At 64.4% G+C, this 18872-nt stretch carries 12 protein-coding genes; 5 read left to right on the top strand and 7 right to left on the bottom strand.

Features of this window, described 5'->3' with window-relative positions:
* Positions 1-33: 33 nt before the first annotated feature.
* Positions 34-2946 carry a TonB-dependent receptor domain-containing protein gene (locus tag IP92_RS02055; protein ID WP_145872854.1) on the top strand — a complete coding sequence of 971 codons (2913 nt, stop codon included), beginning with the start codon at positions 34-36 and terminating at the stop codon, positions 2944-2946.
* A 255-nt stretch (positions 2947-3201) separates the two neighbouring features.
* On the top strand, positions 3202-5892 hold the full coding sequence (locus IP92_RS02050; RefSeq protein WP_145872853.1) for a TonB-dependent receptor: 2691 nt from the start codon (positions 3202-3204) through the stop codon (positions 5890-5892).
* A 426-nt stretch (positions 5893-6318) separates the two neighbouring features.
* Here IP92_RS02050 and gap read toward each other — a convergent pair whose 3' ends face one another.
* Positions 6319-7329 (bottom strand): type I glyceraldehyde-3-phosphate dehydrogenase, encoded by a 1011-nt coding sequence (gene gap, locus IP92_RS02045; protein WP_145872852.1) that lies wholly within the window; start codon positions 7327-7329, stop codon positions 6319-6321.
* A gap of 75 nt (positions 7330-7404) precedes the next feature.
* Positions 7405-9402 carry a transketolase gene (gene tkt / locus IP92_RS02040; protein WP_229418566.1) on the bottom strand — a complete coding sequence of 666 codons (1998 nt, stop codon included), beginning with the start codon at positions 9400-9402 and terminating at the stop codon, positions 7405-7407.
* 179 nt (positions 9403-9581) lie between these two features.
* On the opposite strand from tkt, the gene IP92_RS02035 reads away from it, so the two are divergent.
* Positions 9582-10304 (top strand): 16S rRNA (uracil(1498)-N(3))-methyltransferase, encoded by a 723-nt coding sequence (locus IP92_RS02035; RefSeq protein WP_145872851.1) that lies wholly within the window; start codon positions 9582-9584, stop codon positions 10302-10304.
* Positions 10305-10428: 124 nt separating this feature from the next.
* Positions 10429-12060 (top strand): NAD(P)/FAD-dependent oxidoreductase, encoded by a 1632-nt coding sequence (locus IP92_RS02030; RefSeq protein WP_145872850.1) that lies wholly within the window; start codon positions 10429-10431, stop codon positions 12058-12060.
* Here IP92_RS02030 and corA read toward each other — a convergent pair.
* From corA to glnA, 5 genes are all read right to left on the bottom strand, one after another.
* A complete protein-coding gene (corA, locus tag IP92_RS02025; protein WP_145872849.1) occupies positions 12055-13020 on the bottom strand; it encodes a magnesium/cobalt transporter CorA in 966 nt (321 codons plus the stop codon). The two genes, IP92_RS02030 and corA, sit on opposite strands and share 6 nt — an antisense overlap.
* A gap of 303 nt (positions 13021-13323) precedes the next feature.
* The gene (gene ntrC, locus IP92_RS02020; protein WP_145872848.1) at positions 13324-14793 is read right to left on the bottom strand and encodes a nitrogen regulation protein NR(I); all 1470 of its coding nucleotides are present in this window, start codon (positions 14791-14793) and stop codon (positions 13324-13326) included.
* 60 nt (positions 14794-14853) lie between these two features.
* Positions 14854-15975, bottom strand: a complete 1122-nt coding sequence (glnL, locus tag IP92_RS02015; RefSeq protein ID WP_145872847.1) for a nitrogen regulation protein NR(II) — start codon at positions 15973-15975, stop codon at positions 14854-14856.
* Positions 15972-16430, bottom strand: a complete 459-nt coding sequence (locus IP92_RS02010; protein WP_145872846.1) for a DUF4124 domain-containing protein — start codon at positions 16428-16430, stop codon at positions 15972-15974. The genes glnL and IP92_RS02010 overlap by 4 nt, the downstream gene beginning before the upstream one ends.
* A 137-nt stretch (positions 16431-16567) precedes the next feature.
* Positions 16568-17983 carry a type I glutamate--ammonia ligase gene (glnA, locus tag IP92_RS02005; protein WP_145872845.1) on the bottom strand — a complete coding sequence of 472 codons (1416 nt, stop codon included), beginning with the start codon at positions 17981-17983 and terminating at the stop codon, positions 16568-16570.
* Between the two features lie 330 nt (positions 17984-18313).
* On the opposite strand from glnA, the gene IP92_RS02000 reads away from it, so the two are divergent.
* A complete protein-coding gene (locus tag IP92_RS02000; protein WP_145872844.1) occupies positions 18314-18772 on the top strand; it encodes a rhodanese-like domain-containing protein in 459 nt (152 codons plus the stop codon).
* Positions 18773-18872: the final 100 nt, after the last annotated feature.

Below are 18872 nucleotides of genomic sequence, written 5' to 3'. Positions count from 1 at the left end.
CTGGGGCCGTTTTTTTCAACGAGGGAGCAGAGAATGAAAGAGAAATTGCTTTCACGGTCCGTCCGGCTGGTCTGCCTGGGCGGTATGCTGGTGAGCATGAACGCGATGGCGCAGGAAGCGCCGATCCAGCAGGTGCAGGTGACGGGCTCGCGGATTCCGTCGCCGAACGCCGAATCGTCATCGCCCTTGCAGGTGCTGACCGCCACCGACATCGCCGCCTCCGGCGTGACGAACCTGCAGGAACTGCTGCTGAAGAACCCGACCCTGGGTGCTCCGGCGATCAGCCGCACGAACTCCAACTTCACGACGTCGAGCGCCGGCGTCTCGACGGTCGACCTGCGCAGCCTGGGCACGTCGCGCACGCTGGTGCTGGTGAACGGCCGGCGCTTCGTGGCGGGCGTGCCGGGCGAGACGGCGGTCGACCTGAACGTGATCCCGACCGACTTCATCGAGCGGGTCGACATGCTGACCGGCGGCGCCTCGTCGACCTATGGTTCGGACGCGGTGGCCGGCGTCGTCAACATCATCACGAAGCGCAACTTCAACGGCATCATCGTCGACGCGCAAGGCGGCCAGAGCACCAAGCACGACGACACGAAGAAGAAATTCTCGCTGACCTGGGGCACGAGCAACGCGGAAGGCACCAGCAACATCATGACCCACTTCGGCTACTCGAAACAGGGCGTGGTGTATTCGAAGGACCGGCCGGCATCGGCCGTCGACCAGAACTCGGCAGGCGATCCGGACGACCTGTTCAAGGTGACCCGCCCGTTCTATTCGAGCTATGCGCCGCAGGGCCGCTTCTTCTACGACGACGGCACCTACACGTACGACCGCAACGGCACCCCCATCCCGTGGAACACGAACGGCACCAACGGCCAGCAGGCAACCGGCTTCAACCGTTCCGAATACCGCTCGATCGCCGTGCCGACCGACCGCTACCTGCTGGCGACGACGGGCACGCTGGCCCTGAACGAGAATCACAACATCTTCTTCGAAGGTAACTACGCCGCGACCCGCGTGTCGACGCGCATCGAACCGTTCGCGCTGGGCGCGGAAGACATCTACCCGGCGACCGGCGGCCAGGTGCCCGCCGAGTTCCTCGTCAACGGCGTGCTGCGCCGGAACCCGATCGTGCCGCAGTACCTGTACGACCGCATCAGCGACACCGATGGCGACGGCCTGCGCGACTACTACTTCACGCGCCGCCTGTCGGAGGTGGGCACCCGCGGCTCGAAGGCCAACCGCGACACGTTCCGCCTCGCCACCGGCGTCAACGGCAACTTCAACCTGCTGCGCGAATGGAAGTACGAGACCTACATCGCCTACGGCCAGACGAAGGAGTCGCAAAGCTCGACGGGCCAGGTCAACGTGCTGAACTTCCGTAACGCGCTGGAAGCCTACCAGGACGTGAACGACGAGAACAATAACAACAACCGCACCGAGGTCATCTGCCGCGACCCGAATGCCCGCCTGCAGGGCTGCGTGCCGATCAATGTGTTCGGCTACAACACGATCTCGCCGGAAGCGTTGAAGTACGTGACGGCGCCGGGCAGCCTGGAAACCAAGATCACGCAGAAGCTGGCGGGCGGCTCGATTTCCGGCGAAATCTTCGACCTGCCGGCCGGCAAGGTCGGCGCTGCCGTCGGCTTCGAGTGGCGCGGCGAGGAATCCAGCAGCGAGGCGGACGCGCTGACGCAGGCCGGCCTGAACGCCGGCAACGCACTGCCGCCGACGTTCGGCAAGTTCAACGTGAAGGAAGCGTTCGCCGAGCTGCGCGTGCCGATCCTGAAGGACCAGCCGTTCGCGCGCAGCCTCGACTTCTCGGGCGCCGTCCGCCGCGGCAACTACTCGACGGTAGGCTACACGACCAGCTGGAACGCCGGCCTCGAATGGTCGCCGATCAAGGACTTCCGCTTCCGCGCCACGCGGGCATTGTCGACGCGCGCACCGAACATCAACGAGCTGTACCAGCCGCCGCAACAGACGTTCCCGGCCGATATCGTCGACCCGTGCGTCGGCGTGACCGCCACGTCGCAGGGCGCGCGCGACGCGGCATGCCGGGCCGCCCCTGGCGTGATGGCGAACATCCAGACCAACGGTTCGTTCACGCTGACCCAGCCGGACATCCAGGGCATCAGCGGCTACGACCGCGGCAATCCGAACCTGAAGGCCGAGAAAGGCTGGTCGACGACGGTGGGCCTGGTGTGGACGCCAACCAATATCCCGGCGATCAAGAACTTCACGTTCACGATCGACTACTTCGACATCAAGATCGCCGACGCGCTCGTGTTCATGCCGCGCCAGTACGCGCTGCAGAACTGCTATGAAGGCGACGGATCGCTGTGCGGCCTGATCACCCGCCGCCCCGCCGAGGTTGGCGCCAACAGCGCCGGGTCGCTGGAGTACATCGACTCGCCCGTCAGCAACAGCGGCGGCAAGGCCACCGAGGGTGTCGACGTGACGGCATCGTGGGCCGGCCGCGTCGGGCCGGGCCGGCTGACCAGCCGCCTGTCGTGGACTTGGCTGCGCCAGGGTTACGACGTGCCGGCGCCGGGCGCGCCGCGCGATTACTGGGCAGGCGAACTCGACGTCGCGGCCAAGAACCGCGCTTCGCTGAACCTGGCTTACAAATGGGGCCCGGTCAGCATCTCCGGCACCACCCAGTACATCGGCAAGGCGGCGCTGGACGACCAGTTCCTGGCCCAGTTGGACATCCCGCGTAATGGCGTGATGATCGGCTCGAAGACCTACCAGGACTTCCAGGTCAACTACGAGTTCCGCAAGAAGTGGGAGCTGTACCTGGGCATCGACAACGCGTTCAACACGAAGGCGCCGCCGATCGTTTCCGGCCTGCCGGGCAGCGACACGGGCACCGAGACGGCAGCGGGCGTCTACGATCCGATCGGGCGCCGCTACTACGCCGGTCTGCGCGTGACGCTCTGATTCGGGCTCTGGTACGTCAGCCCTCCCCGGCCTCGGCCGCGGAGGGTTTTTTGTTTATGCAACTGCTATCACGAATGCGTTACATCCTGAAACAATTCATACAGAAATATTACGCAAGTGTTGTATGTAACACGATTGAAACAATTGAAGTAAAAATACTGTTGACGATTGGTAACTCCACGTTGTTTGATGCACTTTCGCCCTGATCAAGCACAGCCTTGCAGGGCGAGCTGGGACAAACATTGGAGTCAATAAATGATCAAAGAAACAACCCTTTCCCGCTCGATCCGCCTGATCTGCGCCGCCGGTGCAGCCAGCCTGATCGCGGCACCCGCGCTGGCGCAGCAGGCCGACCAGCCGATGCAGCGCGTGCAGATCACCGGTTCGGCGATCAAGCGTATCGACGCGGAAACCGCCGTGCCCGTCACCGTCGTCAAGATGGATGACCTGAAGGCCGAAGGCATCACGACCGTCGAGCAGGTGCTGTCGACCGTCGCCGCGATGCAGCCGACCCAGACCACGAGCCAGGTCGTCGGTTCCGGCACGGGTGGTGCTTCGTTCGCCGACATGCGCGGCATCGGTGCCAACAAGACGCTGGTGCTGCTGAACGGCCGCCGCCTGGCGAACAACGCGTTCGACAGCTCGGCGCCCGACCTGAACATGATCCCGTTCGCCGCGATCGAGCGCGTCGAAGTGCTGCGCGACGGCGCATCGTCGCTGTACGGCTCCGACGCCGTCGGCGGCGTGATCAACTTCATCACGAAGAAAGACTTCACCGGCGGCATCGTCACGGTGGGCGGCGATTCGCCGCAGCACCCGGGCGGCCAGAGCGTGAACACGAACGTGGGCTACGGCTACGGCGACGTCGAGAAGGATGGCTTCAACTTCTTCGCGATGGCCGACTTCCAGAAGCAGCGCGCCGTAGGCGGCCTGGATCGTCCGTTCAACAAGCGTTATGCGGGCGGCCTGTCCGGCAGCACGAGCCCGGCCAACTACTACCAGGAAGGCGACAGCGGCAACCCGGCCGCGCCGAACTGCACCAGCGCGCCGAACCTCGTCCCGGACGGTACCAGCTGCAAGATGACGACGTCGAGCTTCGTCGACTACATCCCCCGTTCCGAACGCGCCACCGGCCTGTTCAAGGGCACGCTGAAGCTGCCGAACGACCATCAGCTGGGCCTGGAATACCTGGTCAGCCGCAGCAAGGTGGAAAGCGCGATCGCGCCGGTGCCGTACGGCGGCCTGATCATGAACCGTACGAGCCCGTACTACCCGGGCAACCCCGGCGCCATCACGCCGAACATTCCGCTGGATCCGAACTTCCTCGGCGAATCCGGCCTGCCGGACGGCGCACAGCCGGGCTACATCAACGTGATGTGGCGCGACCTGCCGAACGGTTCGCGCGCGGATGAGAACATCAACCGCCAGCAGCGCTTCGTGGCCAGCCTGTCCGGCAATATCGCCGGCTGGGATTACCAGACCGCCCTCTCGTACAACGAGAACAAGGTCAAGGTGAACCTGTACGGCTACAGCGACGGCGACATGATCACGAAGGGCGTGCTGGACGGCGTGATCAACCCGTTCGGCGACCAGACCACCGCCGGCATGGACCTGCTGATGGCTGCCGCGCTGAACGGCAACATCCAGAACGCCAAGGGCACGACGAAGACCTTCGACTTCAACGCCAGCCGCGAACTGGGCGACTGGGCCGGCGCCGGCCGCAATGCCGCACTGGCAATCGGTGGGCTCGCCAGCCGCGAGAAATTCCTGTCCGAGTCGAACACGCCATACGCCGAGAAGGTCGTGGCCAGCACGGGTATCGACCCGAACGCGCATGACGAAGGCTCGCGCAGCGTGTACGCTGCATACGCCGAGCTGAACGTTCCGCTGCTGAAGACGCTGGACGTGACCGCGGCCGTCCGCTACGACAAGTACAGCGACTTCGGCAACAGCACCAACCCGAAGGTCAGCTTCCGCTGGCAGCCGGTCAAGGAAGTGCTGGTGCGCGGTTCGTACTCGACGGGCTTCCGTGCGCCGTCGCTGTATGAGATCAACTCGGCCCAGGCGTACACCAACACGTCGACGCAGAACGACCCGATCAACTGCCCGGACGGCGTGCCGATTCCTGGCAAGGGTTCGGCGACGAACTGCCGCGTGCAGTTCCAGAAGCTGCAAGGCGGTAACAAGAACCTGGCACCGGAAGAGTCGAAGAACGCCACGTTCGGCGTCGTCTACGAAGGCGTGCGCAACCTGACGCTGTCGGCCGACGTATGGGCGATCCAGCTGGATCACCAGATCGACAGCCTGTCGGAAGACGACGTGTTCGCCGACCCGATCAAGTACGCGTCGCTGTACCACCGCAACGCGGCCGGCAACCTGTCGATCGACGGCTCGCAGTGCGTGACGCCGACCAACTGCGGCTATGTCGACCTGCGTACCCAGAACCTGGGCAGCATCAAGACGAACGGTGTCGACCTGGGCGCGCAATACCGCCTGCGTACGACGGACTTCGGCACGTACAACCTGTCGCTGAACAGCACCTGGGTGCACAGCTACAAGTACCAGACGTCCGAAGGCGGCGAGTGGATCCAGAAGGTTGGCGCCTACCGCGGCACCGGCCCGATCTTCCGCTGGCAGAACACCGCCAACCTGCGTTGGAACCTGCGTGAATTCGGCGCCGGCCTGACGGCGAACTACAAGTCCGGCTACCTGGATGCGGACAACGCGTTCGACAACAACCACCGCGTGGCGTCGTACACGACGTTCGACGGTTACCTGTCGTGGGCGCAGAAGAAGGGCTACGCGGTCACGTTCGGCGTGCGCAACCTGTTCGACCGCGAACCGCCGCTGTCCTTCCAGGAAGACACCTTCCAGGCAGGCTACGACCCGCGTTACACCAACGTGCTGGGCCGCACCTACTACCTGCGCGCGTCGTACAGCTTCTAAGCCGTACCCCGCGTCACCAAGCCCTGCCCGCGCAAGCCGGCAGGGCTTTTTTGCGCCCGCGCCACAGCATGTTGCGCCAGCACGACAGGGGACTGTCCCCCGATTTCGGCAATATTTCCAGATTCGAGGGACAGTCCCTCTTTTTTGGCAACATGGCCGCCGCGCCCTCGGCTCCCTCTGGCGACGGCCGATCGCTGTCCCGCGGGCAACGCCCAGGACGCGCTTTTGATGCGTTTTCACGACGTTTATGTAGCAAACGCGGGGAGGGACTGTCCCTCGGTTCAGGAAATATTTCCAAGGTCGAGGGACAGTCCCTCGATTTTGGAAATATTTCCCAGACTGGGGGTCAGACCCCGATTTTAGGAAATGTTGCGGGCATGAAAAAAGGGCGCCGAGGCGCCCTTTCGTGTTGCGACGATGCGCGGATTACTTCGCGTTCATCAGTGCGACGGTGGTGTCCAGCATGCGGTTGCTGAAGCCCCACTCGTTGTCGTACCACGACGATACCTTCACCAGGCGGCCGGAGACTTTCGTCAGCGTCGCGTCGAAGTTCGACGAGGCCGGGTTGTGGTTGAAGTCCACGGAGACCAGCGGCTCGGTGTTGTACGTCAGGATGCCTTTCAGCGCGCCTTCCGAAGCCTGCTTCATCAGCTGGTTGATCTCGTCCACGGTCGTGTCGCGCTTGGCGATGAACGACAGGTCGACGATCGACACGTTGATCGTCGGTACGCGGATCGCGTAGCCGTCCAGCTTGCCGTTCAGTTCCGGCAATACCAGGCCGACCGCGGCGGCGGCGCCCGTCTTCGTCGGGATCATCGACTGCGTGGCCGAGCGGGCGCGGCGCAGGTCTTCGTGCATCACGTCGGTCAGCACCTGGTCGTTGGTGTACGCGTGCACCGTCGTCATCAGGCCGTTTTCCAGGCCGATCGCGTCGTTCAGCGGCTTGACCAGCGGGGCCAGGCAGTTCGTCGTGCACGATGCGTTCGAGATGACGGTATCGGTTGCCTTCAGCACGTTCTGGTTGACGCCGTAGACGATCGTCGCATCGACATCCTTGCCGCCCGGTGCCGAGATGATGACTTTCTTGGCGCCGCCCTTCAGGTGCGCGGAGGCCTTCTCTTTCGTCGTGAAGAAGCCCGTGCACTCGAGCACGACGTCCACGCCCAGCTCACCCCATGGGATTTCGGCCGGGTTACGCTGCGCGAACACGCGGATCTTGTCGCCGTTGACGATCATGAAATCGCCATCCACCTCGACGGTGCCGTTGAACTTGCCATGCGCCGTGTCGTAGCGGGTCAGGTGCGCGTTCGACTGCGCGTTGCCCAGGTCGTTGATGGCAACGATCTGGATGTCCTGCTTCTTGCCGCCTTCGTAGAAAGCGCGCAGGACATTGCGGCCGATGCGGCCATAACCGTTGATTGCTACCTTGATCGTCATACTCGTACTCCTGATGAAAGAAAATTCTTTTTATGCGTCCGCCGCGGCAAAGCGCCGCGACGGATACCCGTCTCTTTATGCAGCAAGAACACCTTTGACTTTGGCCACCACGTTTTCCACGGTGAAGCCGAAGTGCTTGAACAGCACGCCCGCCGGGGCGGATTCGCCGAACGTGTCGATACCGACGACGGCGCCTTCCAGACCCACGTACTTGTACCAGAAATCGGTCACGCCCGCCTCGATAGCGACCCGCGGCAGGCCCTTGCCCAGTACGGCCGCCTTGTAAGCGGCATCCTGGCGGTCGAACACGTCGGTGGACGGCATCGACACGACACGCACGGCCACGCCTTCGGCGCGCAGCGCGTTGGCGGCGTTGACGGCCAGCTCGACTTCGGAGCCGGTGGCGATCAGCACGGCCTTCGCGTTGGCGTCATCCTGCAGGATGTAGCCGCCCTTGGCGATGTCGGCGATGGCTTGCTCGGTGCGCTCCTGGTACTGCAGGTTCTGGCGCGAGAAGATCAGCGTCGAGGGGCCGTTCTTGCGCTTGATTGCCTCGCCCCAGGCGACCATCGACTCGACCGTGTCGGCCGGACGCCAGTTGTCCAGGTTCGGGATCAGGCGCAGCGACGAGACGTGCTCGACGGACTGGTGCGTCGGGCCATCTTCGCCCAGGCCGATCGAGTCGTGCGTGAACACGAAGATCGAGCGCTGCTTCATCAGCGCGGCCATGCGCAGCGCGTTGCGGCTGTAGTCGGAGAACGTCAGGAACGTCGCGCCGAACGGGATGTAGCCGCCATGCAGCGCCACGCCGTTCATGATCGCGCTCATGCCGAACTCGCGCACGCCGTAGTTGATGTGGTTGCCCGGCTTGCCGGAACGGACGGCGATCGATTCCTTCCAGTTCGTCAGGTTCGAGCCCGTCAGGTCGGCCGAGCCGCCCAGGAATTCCGGCAGGATGCCTGCCAGCGCCTGGATCGCGTTCTGCGATGCCTTGCGGGTGGCGATGGTTTCCTTCTTGTCGACGCAGGCCTGGATCGCAGCCTTCAGCGTGGCGTCGAAATTGGCCGGCAGGTCGCCGTTCATGCGGCGCTTCAGCTCGGCCGCTTCCGTCGGGTAGGCTTTCGCGTAGGCGTCGAACTTCGTGTTCCATTCGATCTCGTACGAAGCGCCCTTGTCCTTGAAGTTCCAGGCAGTGTTCACTTCTTCCGGGATGACGAACGGCTCGTGGCCCCAGCTGATGTACTCGCGTACGGCTGCCACTTCCTTGTCGCCCAGCGCGGCGCCGTGCACCTTGTCGCCACCCTGCAGGTTCGGCGAACCCTTGCCGATGACGGTCTTGCAGCAGATCAGCGTCGGCTTGTCGGATTTTTTCGCCGCTGCGATGGCGGCGTCGACGGCGCTCACGTCGTGGCCGTCCACGTCGCGGATCACGTTCCAGCCGTACGCTTCGAAGCGCTGCGGCGTGTCGTCGGTGAACCAGCCTTCGACTTTACCGTCGATCGAGATGCCGTTGTCGTCGTACAGTGCGATCAGCTTCTTCAGGCCCAGCGTGCCGGCCAGCGAGCACACTTCGTGCGAGATGCCTTCCATCAGGCAGCCGTCGCCGACGAACGCGTACGTGTAGTGATCGACCACGTCGTGGCCCGGCTTGTTGAACTCCTGTGCCAGCAGCCATTCGGCCAGCGCCATGCCGACGGCGTTGGCGATGCCCTGGCCCAGCGGGCCCGTCGTCGTTTCCACGCCCGGGGTGATGTCCACTTCCGGGTGGCCCGGCGTCTTCGAGTGCAGCTGGCGGAAGCTGCGGATGTCGTCCATCGACACGTCGTAGCCGGACAGGTGCAGCAGCGCGTAGTGCAGCATCGAGCCGTGGCCGTTCGACAACAGGAAACGGTCGCGGTTGACCCAGTCCGGATTGGCCGGGTTGTGGCGGTGATGGCCGCTCCACAGCGCAACGGCGATCTCGGCCATGCCCATCGGCATGCCGGGGTGGCCGGAATTGGCTTTCTGGACAGCGTCCATCGCCAGCGCACGGATTGCGTTGGCCATCTGGGTGTGGGGAAGCTTAACGTTCATACGATCTGATCTGAGGGAGGTTTGGAATCCGACGGGCTCGAAGCCGCTTCAACATGGCATCTCCGGGCAGTGCCGGACATCGGCATGTTGAAGCCGCCTCTGACTGTGTAGCCCGTTATTTTACCAGAGCACGGGGGTGCGGCTTAAAATCAGTGCATTTTCGAACCTTGCAGATTGTTATGCCCCGCTTTTTCATCGATATGCCGCTGGCCGCCGGCCAGCTGGTCGACCTGCCACCCGAAGTGGCGCACCACATCCACGTGATCCGCCTGGGTCCCGGCGACCCGCTGACGCTGTTCGACGGCAACGGCGGCCAGTACGAGGCCGTGCTGGCGGACGTCGGCAAGAAACGGGCGACGGCCGAGGTGCGCACGTTCGACCCGCGCGAAGCGGAACTGCCCTACCCCGTCACGTTGGCGCAAGCCCTGCCGGAAGGCACGAAGATGGACTGGATCGTTGAAAAAGCCGTCGAACTGGGCGTCGCGGCCGTGCAGCCGCTGGCGGCCCGGCGCTGCGTGGTGCGGCTGTCCGCCGAGCGGGCCGAAAAAAAGCTGGCGCACTGGCGCGCGATCGTCGTCGCCGCGTCGGAACAAAGCGGTCGCAACCGCCTGGCGACGGTGGCGGAACCGGCGGAATTGCGCGACTGGCTGGCCGCCGGGTCCGCCGCTCCGCGCCTGCTGCTGACGCCGCGCGCAACGCAAACCCTGGCCGACTGGGCCCGCGCGACGCCGCCCCAGCCGGTGACGGTGATGGTGGGGCCGGAAGGCGGCTTCACGGACGAGGAGGAACAGGAAGCGCTGCGCCAGGGTGCGATCGGCGTGGCGATGGGGCCGCGCATCCTGCGCACCGAAACGGCCGGGCTGGCCGTGCTGGCCGCCCTCGGCATGGCCTGGGGCGCATGACAAAATCACAAAAGCGCACAGGCCGTGGGCCGGCCGCACCGGCGTGGTGCGGCCGGGTGAGCTGACCGGCGCAGCCTTTCTGGGTACAATGGCGGGTTGCACACGCCGACTCTGAAGAATTGCCATGCTTCGTCTGAATGAAATCAAACTGCCGCTGAACCACGCCGAACACGAACTGAAGGACGCGATCCTGGCGCGGCTGGGTATCCCCGCCGAGGCGCTCTTGAACTTCATCGTCCACAAGCGCAGCTACGATGCCCGCAAGAAGGCCAGCATCGTATTGATCTACTCGGTGGACCTGGAGACGACGGACGACGCCGGCGTGCTGGCCCGCAACCAGCGCGACGTGCACCTGATGCCCGCCCCCGACATGGAGTACAAGTTCGTCGCGCAAGGCGTCAACGTGCGCGGGCAGCAGCCGCGCCCCGTCGTCATCGGCATGGGCCCGTGCGGCCTGTTCGCCGCCCTGATCCTGGCGCAGATGGGCCTGAAACCGATCATCCTGGAGCGGGGCAAGACGGTGCGCGAGCGCACCAAGGACACGTTCGGCTTCTGGCGCAAGCGCGAGCTGAACCCGGAGTCGAACGTGCAGTTCGGCGAAGGCGGCGCCGGCACGTTCTCGGACGGCAAGCTGTACAGCCAGATCAAGGACCCGCGCCACCTGGGCCGCAAGGTGCTGACGGAATTCGTCAAGGCCGGCGCGCCGGAAGAGATCCTGTATGTCAGCAAGCCGCACATCGGCACGTTCCGTCTCGTGAAGATGGTCGAAGCGATGCGCGAGGAGATCATGGCGCTGGGCGGCGAGATCCGCTTCGAGCAGCGCGTCACCGATTTCGATATCGAGGAAAAGAACGGCGTGCGCCAGCTGCGCGGCCTGCAGCTCGCATCCGGCGAACGCATCGCGACGAACCACGTGGTACTGGCGATCGGCCACAGCTCGCGCGACACGTTCCAGACCTTGTACGACCGCGGCGTGTACGTCGAGGCGAAGCCGTTCTCGATCGGCTTCCGCGTCGAGCACCCGCAATCGCTGATCGACGTGTGCCGCTTCGGCCCGAACGCCGGCCACCCGATCCTCGGCGCGGCCGACTACAAGCTGGTGCACCACGCGAAGAACGGCCGCGCCGTGTACAGCTTCTGCATGTGCCCCGGCGGCACCGTCGTCGCGGCGGCATCGGAGCCGGGCCGCGTCGTCACCAACGGCATGAGCCAGTACTCGCGCGCCGAGCGCAATGCGAACAGCGCGATCGTCGTGTCGATCAGCCCTGAAGACTATCCGGGCCATCCGCTGGCCGGCATCGAGTTCCAGCGCAGGCTGGAGGAAGCGGCCTTCAAACTGGGCGGCGAGAACTACAACGCGCCGGGCCAGCTGATGGGCGACTTCGTGGCGGGCCGGCCGTCCACCGAATTCGGCGCCGTGATCCCGTCGTACAAGCCGGGCGTGCACCTGACGGACCTGGCGACGATCCTGCCGGACTTCGCCACCGAGGCGCTGCGCGAAGCATTCCCCGCGTTCGACAAGCAGGTGCGCGGCTACTTCAAGCACGACGCGGTGCTGACGGGCCTGGAGACGCGCACATCGTCGCCGATCCGCATCAAGCGCCGCGACGACGACTTGCAAAGCCTGAACACGCGCGGCCTGTTCCCGGCCGGTGAAGGCGCGGGCTATGCGGGCGGCATCCTGTCCGCCGGCGTGGACGGCATCAAGGTCGCCGAGGCGGTGGCGCTGTCGATGGCCGCGGCGGACAAACTATAACCAGCCGGCCTTCTTGAAGCGCCGGTACAGGTAGAACGACGAGCCGAACATCAGCGTCAGCGCCACCGGGTAGCCGTAGTACCACTCCAGTTCGGGCATGTGCTTGAAGTTCATGCCCCAGATGCCGGCAAAGGCCGTCAGCACCGCGAAGATCGCGGCATAGGCGGCGAGGCGCTTGTTGACCTCACCTTCGTCCAGCGCCACCATCGACAGGTTCACCTGGATCGCCGTGCCGATCGTGTCGCGGATCGTATCGAGCGTCGTGTTGATGCGCGCGAGGTGGTCATGCACGTCGCGGAAGTATTCCTGGCTGTTCACACACATCGCCGGCACGCGGCCACCATGCAGCTTGCCGATCGCATCGAGCAGCGGCGCGACGGCGTGGCGCAACGTCATCACCCGCCGCTTCAGGTCATACAGCCGCTCGATGTTGTCGCGCTGCGAGCTTTGCGTGAAGATGCGCTCCTCGATCTCTTCCAGCTCCGATTCGAACGCATCGACGACGGGGAAGTAGCGATCCACCGCGGCATCCATCAGCGCGTACAGCACGAAGCCGGAGCCATGCTGCAGCAGGTGTGGTTCGCGTTCCGCGCGGGCCCGCACGCCGAGGAAACCCTGCGAGCTGTTCTGGCGCGACGACAGCACATAGTTCGGGCCGACGAAGATGTCGATCTCGCCGATGTTGAGCTCATCGCCCTCCATCTCGACCGTCTTGACGACGACGAACAGCGAGTCGCCGTACTCCTCGATCTTCGGCCGCTGGTGACCGCGCTGGGCATCCTCGAGGGCCAGTTCGTGGAGGCCGAACTCCTCCTGCATCACGACCAGCTCCTCCGGCGTGGCATCCTTCAACGCGACCCAGACAAACGTATCGTCGCGCGCCACATAGTCGCTGATATCGGCCACCGGCAGATCGGCCAGCTTGCGGCCGTGTTGATAAGCGACGCAGTTGATCAGCATGTACACCTCAAAAAAATAAGCTCCGGCATGAAAGCCGGAGCTTACCTGAAATTCCGCTATTGCTGAGAGCGTGTCCTGCTGGGGTCAGACCCCACCAGGACATGAAATTTCGTTACGGCTGAGTACGATGCTCGCGAGCCGGCGGCTCATGCCAAAACCAGAAGCGTGAAGCTGGGTCAGACCCGGCGGGTCTGACCCCGGGGTCTGCCTCGGGTTTCGGACATGCACCGCGGCCAGCCAGCCCAAAAATATCAGTTGGATTGACGCCCACTGGAACTCAGTTGGATTGACGCGCACTGCGCGTCAATCCTCCTTCGCCCCATCAATGCCCAGCTCGGCGATCTTGCGCGTGATCGTGTTGCGGCCGATGCCCAGGCGGACGGCGGCGTCGTTCTTGCGGCCGTGCGTGTATTTCAGCGCAGTGCGGATCAGCGCGGATTCGAACTGGCGGCCCAGCACGTCCATCACGTCCTGCTGGCCGTCGGACAGCATCGTCGCCGCCTGCAGTTCCAGCAGCGCCAGCCAGCCGTCCGGGCCCGGCGTTGGCGGATGACCGGCGGACGCGGCCGGGGCGTGGTGCATCGGTACCGGCAGCTCCGGCGCCGCCTGCATCGCGCTCTGCCCTTCGGACAGTTCCAGCGGCAAGTCCTTCACCTCGACCGTCTGGCCCGGTGCCATCACGGTGATCCAGTTGCACAGGTTTTCCAGCTGGCGCACGTTGCCCGGCAGGTCGAGGCTTTGCAGGAAGGCGATCGTCGCCTCGCTCATGCGCTTGGCCTCGACACCGAGCTGCTTCGCACTTTGCACCAGGAAGTGGCGCACCAGGATGGGGATGTCTTCGCGGCGTTCCCGCAAACTGGGCAGCCGCAGCCGGATGACGTTCAGGCGGTGGTACAAGTCCTCGCGGAACAGGCCGTCGCGCACGCGCTGCTCCAGGTTCTGGTGCGTGGCCGTGATGACGCGCACGTTCGCCTTCAGCGGCTGGTGTCCGCCGACGCGATAGAAGTGCCCGTCGGACAGCACGCGCAGCAGCCGCGTCTGCAGGTCGAACGGCATGTCGCCGATCTCGTCGAGGAACAACGTGCCGCCCTCGGCCTGCTCGAAGCGGCCGCGCCGCGTGGCCTGCGCACCCGTGAAGGCGCCGCGCTCGTGGCCGAACAGTTCGGACTCCAGCAAGTCTTTCGGAATGGCCGCCGTGTTCAGCGCGATGAACGGCTGCTGCGCGCGCGGGCTGTGCTTGTGCAGTGCGCGCGCGACGAGCTCCTTGCCGGTGCCCGATTCGCCGGTGATCAGCACCGTCACGTTCGATTGCGACAGGCGGCCGATCGCGCGGAACACCTCCTGCATGGCCGGCGCCTGGCCGAGGATTTCCGGCGTCTCGGCCGGGCCCGATTCGACGCTGGCTTCGCGCAGGCTCTCGTCGAGCGCGCGGCGGATCAGCTCGACAGCCTTGTCGATGTCGAACGGCTTCGCAAGATATTCGAACGCGCCGCCCTGGAATGCCGCCACGGCCGAGTCCAGGTCGGAAAACGCGGTGATGATGATGACGGGCAGCCCCGGCAGGCGGGACTTCACGAGCTGCAGCAGGTCGAGGCCGGAGTCGCCCGGCATGCGGATGTCGGACACGAGCACCTGCGGCGTCTCGTATTCGAGCGCGGCGATCGCGTCGCGCGCATTCGCAAAACTCTTCGTGGCGAGGTTTTCCCTGGCCAGCGCTTTCTCCAGTACCCAGCGGATCGATTCGTCGTCGTCGACAATCCAGATTGGCTTCATATGTGATGTGGTTCCCGCAATATGGATTCAGTCAGGGACTTCGGCCGCTGCCACGATCGCTTATGGCAAAGGCAGCAGGATCCGGAAGTCCGTGTAGCCGGGCCGGCTCTCGCATTCGATGACGCCCATGTGCTGGTGCACGAAGGTCTGCGCCAACGTCAGGCCCAGGCCGCTGCCGCCTTCCCGTCCGGATACGAGCGGATAGAAGATGCGGTCGCGGATCTGGGGCGGGATGCCGGGTCCGTTGTCGATGATATGCAAATCTAATGCCAGGTTGTAACGGACTTTCGCCAGGGTGACTTGCCGGGCCACGCGCGTCTTGAACACGATCTGCGCATCGCCCGCGTCGATCCGCTCGGCCAGCGCCTGGGCCGCGTTGTGGGCGATGTTCAACACGGTCTGGATCAGCTGTTCCTTGTCGCCGCGGAACTCGGGCAGCGACGCATCGTAGTCGCGCACGATCGCCAGCCCGGCCGGGAACTCGGCCAGCATCAGGCTGCGCACGCGCTCGAGTACTTCATGGATGTTGACGTCGCCGACGATGTGCGGCCGGCGGTGCGGCGCCAGCAGGCGGTCGACCAGCGTCTGCAGCCGGTCCGCTTCCTTGATGATCACCTGCGTGTATTCGCGCAGCTGCTGCAGGTGCAACGGCGGCAGTTCCATCTCCAACAGCTGCGCCGCGCCGCGGATGCCGCCCAGCGGGTTCTTGATCTCGTGCGCCAGGTTGCGGATCAGTTCCTTGTTGACCTGGCTCTGGTCCAGCAGGCGCTCTTCGCGGTCGAGCTTCATCTGTTGAACGGTCTCGCGCAGCTCCAGCAGCACGGCATCCATCGGATCGTCCAGCGCGCTGGCGATCGCATGCACGAACAGCGGTTCGCGGCCGACGCGTTCCAGCATCAGTTCCTGGCGCAGGTCGGAGAACTTGTGCGCCCGCGCCTGCCCGATCACGTGGTCGAGCTCGGCAGGGTTGGCGAACAGGTCGCACAGCCGCTGGCGCGACAAGGCCTTCAGCGAGCTCTCCAGCATGTTCTCGGCGGCCGCGTTGGCGAACGCGATGCGGCCGTCGCCGTCGACCATCACCACCGCCGTCGCCAACAGGTCGAGCCCCGCGAGCGTTTGCGAACGCGGAATGGCACCCGCGGCCGCAGCCGCGGCACGGGCGATATTGCTGACAATTTTCATCGTATGTTCGAGATTTCCCGCTTCAACGCTTCGACGTTCTGTTCCGAGCGGGCGATCGCATCCTTGAGGCCGGCGACCCGCTCCTGGTACTTGGCGTAGTTGCGCTCGTCGCCGCGCCGTTCCGGCTCGCCGTTGTTGTATTCACGGCGCAGCTCGCCAAGCTTCTGCATTTCGGCGTTCAGTTCGTCGGTCAGGATCTGGCGGCGGTCCGCATCGCGGGCTCGCTGCTCCGCCGTATCCACGCGCGGGAAGGCGGATGGTGCCGCGCTGCCGGCGGCGCTGTTGGCAGCCCCGGCAGGCCGCGGCCGTGGTGCCCCTTCGCGCTTTTGCGGCGCCGGAATCAACGGCTCCGGCAAGTCCAGCGCGACGCAGTTGCCGCCCTTCTTGCGGTCCGTGTACTCCTTGTGACCGGCAGCGTCGGTGCAGCGGTAGATCTGCGCCTGGGCGACACTCATGGCAAGAAAGGCAATCAGCGTTAACGAGCAGCGTGCAATCATGCCCCGACTATACAACAACCGAAAAAAAACGCGAGGAAGGCAGTGCCCTCCCCGCGTCGTTTGCTACCGGTGTGAAACTGCCGGCAGCGTCGCCATTACAGCGAGTAGTACATGTCGAACTCGACCGGGTGCGTCGTCTGACGCATGCGCGTTACTTCCGTCATCTTCAGTTCGATGTAGGCATCGATCATCGAATCAGTGAACACGCCGCCGCGGGTCAGGAACTCGCGGTCCTTGTTCAGGTGATCCAGCGCTTCTTCCAGCGAGGCGCAGACGGTCGGGATCAGCGCGTCTTCTTCCGGCGGCAGGTGGTACAGGTCTTTCGACGCCGCTTCGCCCGGGTGGATCTTGTTCTGCACGCCGTCCAGGCCGGCCATCATCAGCGCGGCGAAGCACAGGTACGGGTTCGCCAGCGGATCCGGGAAGCGCGTTTCGATGCGGCGGCCTTTCGGGTTCGCCACGTGCGGGATACGGATCGATGCGGAACGGTTACGTGCCGAGTAAGCCAGCTTCACCGGCGCTTCGTAGCCCGGCACCAGGCGCTTGTACGAGTTCGTGCCCGGATTGGTGATCGCGTTCAGTGCCTTGGCGTGCTTGATGATGCCGCCGATGTAGTACAGCGCGAAGTCGGACAGGCCGGCATAGCCGTCGCCCGCGAACAGGTTCTTGCCATCCTTCCAGATCGACTGGTGCACGTGCATGCCCGAGCCGTTGTCGCCGACGACCGGCTTCGGCATGAAGGTCGCGGTCTTGCCGTAGCTGTGGGCCACATTCCAGACGACGTACTTCAGGTTCTGCGTCCAGTCGGCGCGCTCGACCAAGGTCGAGAACTTCGTGCCGATTTCGTTCTGGCCGGCGCCGGCAACTTCGTGGTGGTGCACTTCGACCGGGATGCCCATCGATTCGAGGATCAGGCACATTTCCGAGCGCATGTCCTGGAACGAGTCCACCGGCGGGACCGGGAAGTAGCCGCCCTTGACGGTCGGACGGTGGCCGCTGTTGCCGCCTTCGATGTCCTTGTCGGTCGACCACGAAGCTTCGTCGGAGTCGATCTTGACCATCGCGCCGGACATGTCGATCTTCCACTTCACGGAGTCGAAGATGAAGAATTCAGGTTCCGGGCCGAAGTAGGCGGTGTCGCCCAGGCCGGAGGACTTCAGGTAGGCTTCGGCGCGCTTGGCGATCGAGCGCGGGTCGCGGTCGTAGCCCTTGCCATCCGATGGTTCGATCACGTCGCACTGCATGAACAGCGTGGTCTCTTCCATGAACGGGTCGATGTTGGCGGTGTTCGGGTCCGGCATCAACAGCATGTCGGACGCTTCGATACCCTTCCAGCCGGCGATGGAGGAACCGTCGAAGGCATGACCGCTTTCGAACTTGTCGATGTCGAAGTGCGACACAGGCACGGTCACGTGCTGTTCCTTGCCGCGGGTATCGGCAAAGCGGAAATCAACGAATTTGACTTCGTTGTCTTTTACCATCTTCAGGACTTCTTCGGCGGTCATTGCCATTACGTATCTCCTAAGTGAAAAGGGCTGCCGTCACAGTGTGCGGCGGAAACTCGTAGCCCTATAAAGCAGAAAGCGTGCCAACATTTACGTTGTAAGCTTATGCGGGGACTTGCATTGATCTCGCTCCCTACGGAAACTAAAATCGTCCGTACGGAAACGTGCACCAAGTTCGCGCACGTGAGGCATCGCCCGGTTTTGGTGCAAAGCGATCATTTTGCACCACTTTCGAGCATCGCGCCCCAAAATGTGGCAGGAACGTCCATGACCGGACCATCACGGCCGGGATGCGCTGCCGAACGATAGACGAAGATCCAAAGGACTTACTGCGAAATGAGCACCGCCGACGACATCCTCGCCCGCGCCCGCAGCCGCGCTGCGGGCCTGCCCTATGCTGGAGCGGTGACGCCCCAGGAAGCACACGAGCTGATCCGTAACAACCCGCAGGTGCGCCTGATCGACGTGCGCACCAACGCCGAACGCGACTGGGTAGGCCGCGTCGCGATCCCCGACGCCCAGCATGGTGCCGTGCAATGGAGCACTTATCCGGGCGGCGTGCCGAACCCGGAGTTCGTCCAGCAGCTCGCCGCCATCGCGAATCAGGATGACGTGCTGCTGTTCCTGTGCCGCTCCGGCGTGCGCTCGCGCCACGCCGCCAAGCTCGCTACCGAGAACGGCTACGCCAACAGCTTCGACATCCTGGAAGGGTTCGAGGGCGACAAGGATGCAGAGGGGCACCGCAAGACCGTCGGGGGATGGTGCAAGGCGGGCTTGCCGTGGGTGGGGGCGTAGGGTCAGACCCGCCGGGGCGCAGCAGGGGTTTCGGAGAGCATCGCTCTCCGCCTGCCAAGCGGTGCTGGCCTGCAGGCCAGCACTTCTTTCTGACGCTAGA

The organism is Pseudoduganella flava, assembly GCF_007830495.1.
GTDB lineage: Bacteria > Pseudomonadota > Gammaproteobacteria > Burkholderiales > Burkholderiaceae_D > Rugamonas > Rugamonas flava.
This window is presented reverse-complemented; position numbering and strand designations above follow the sequence as displayed.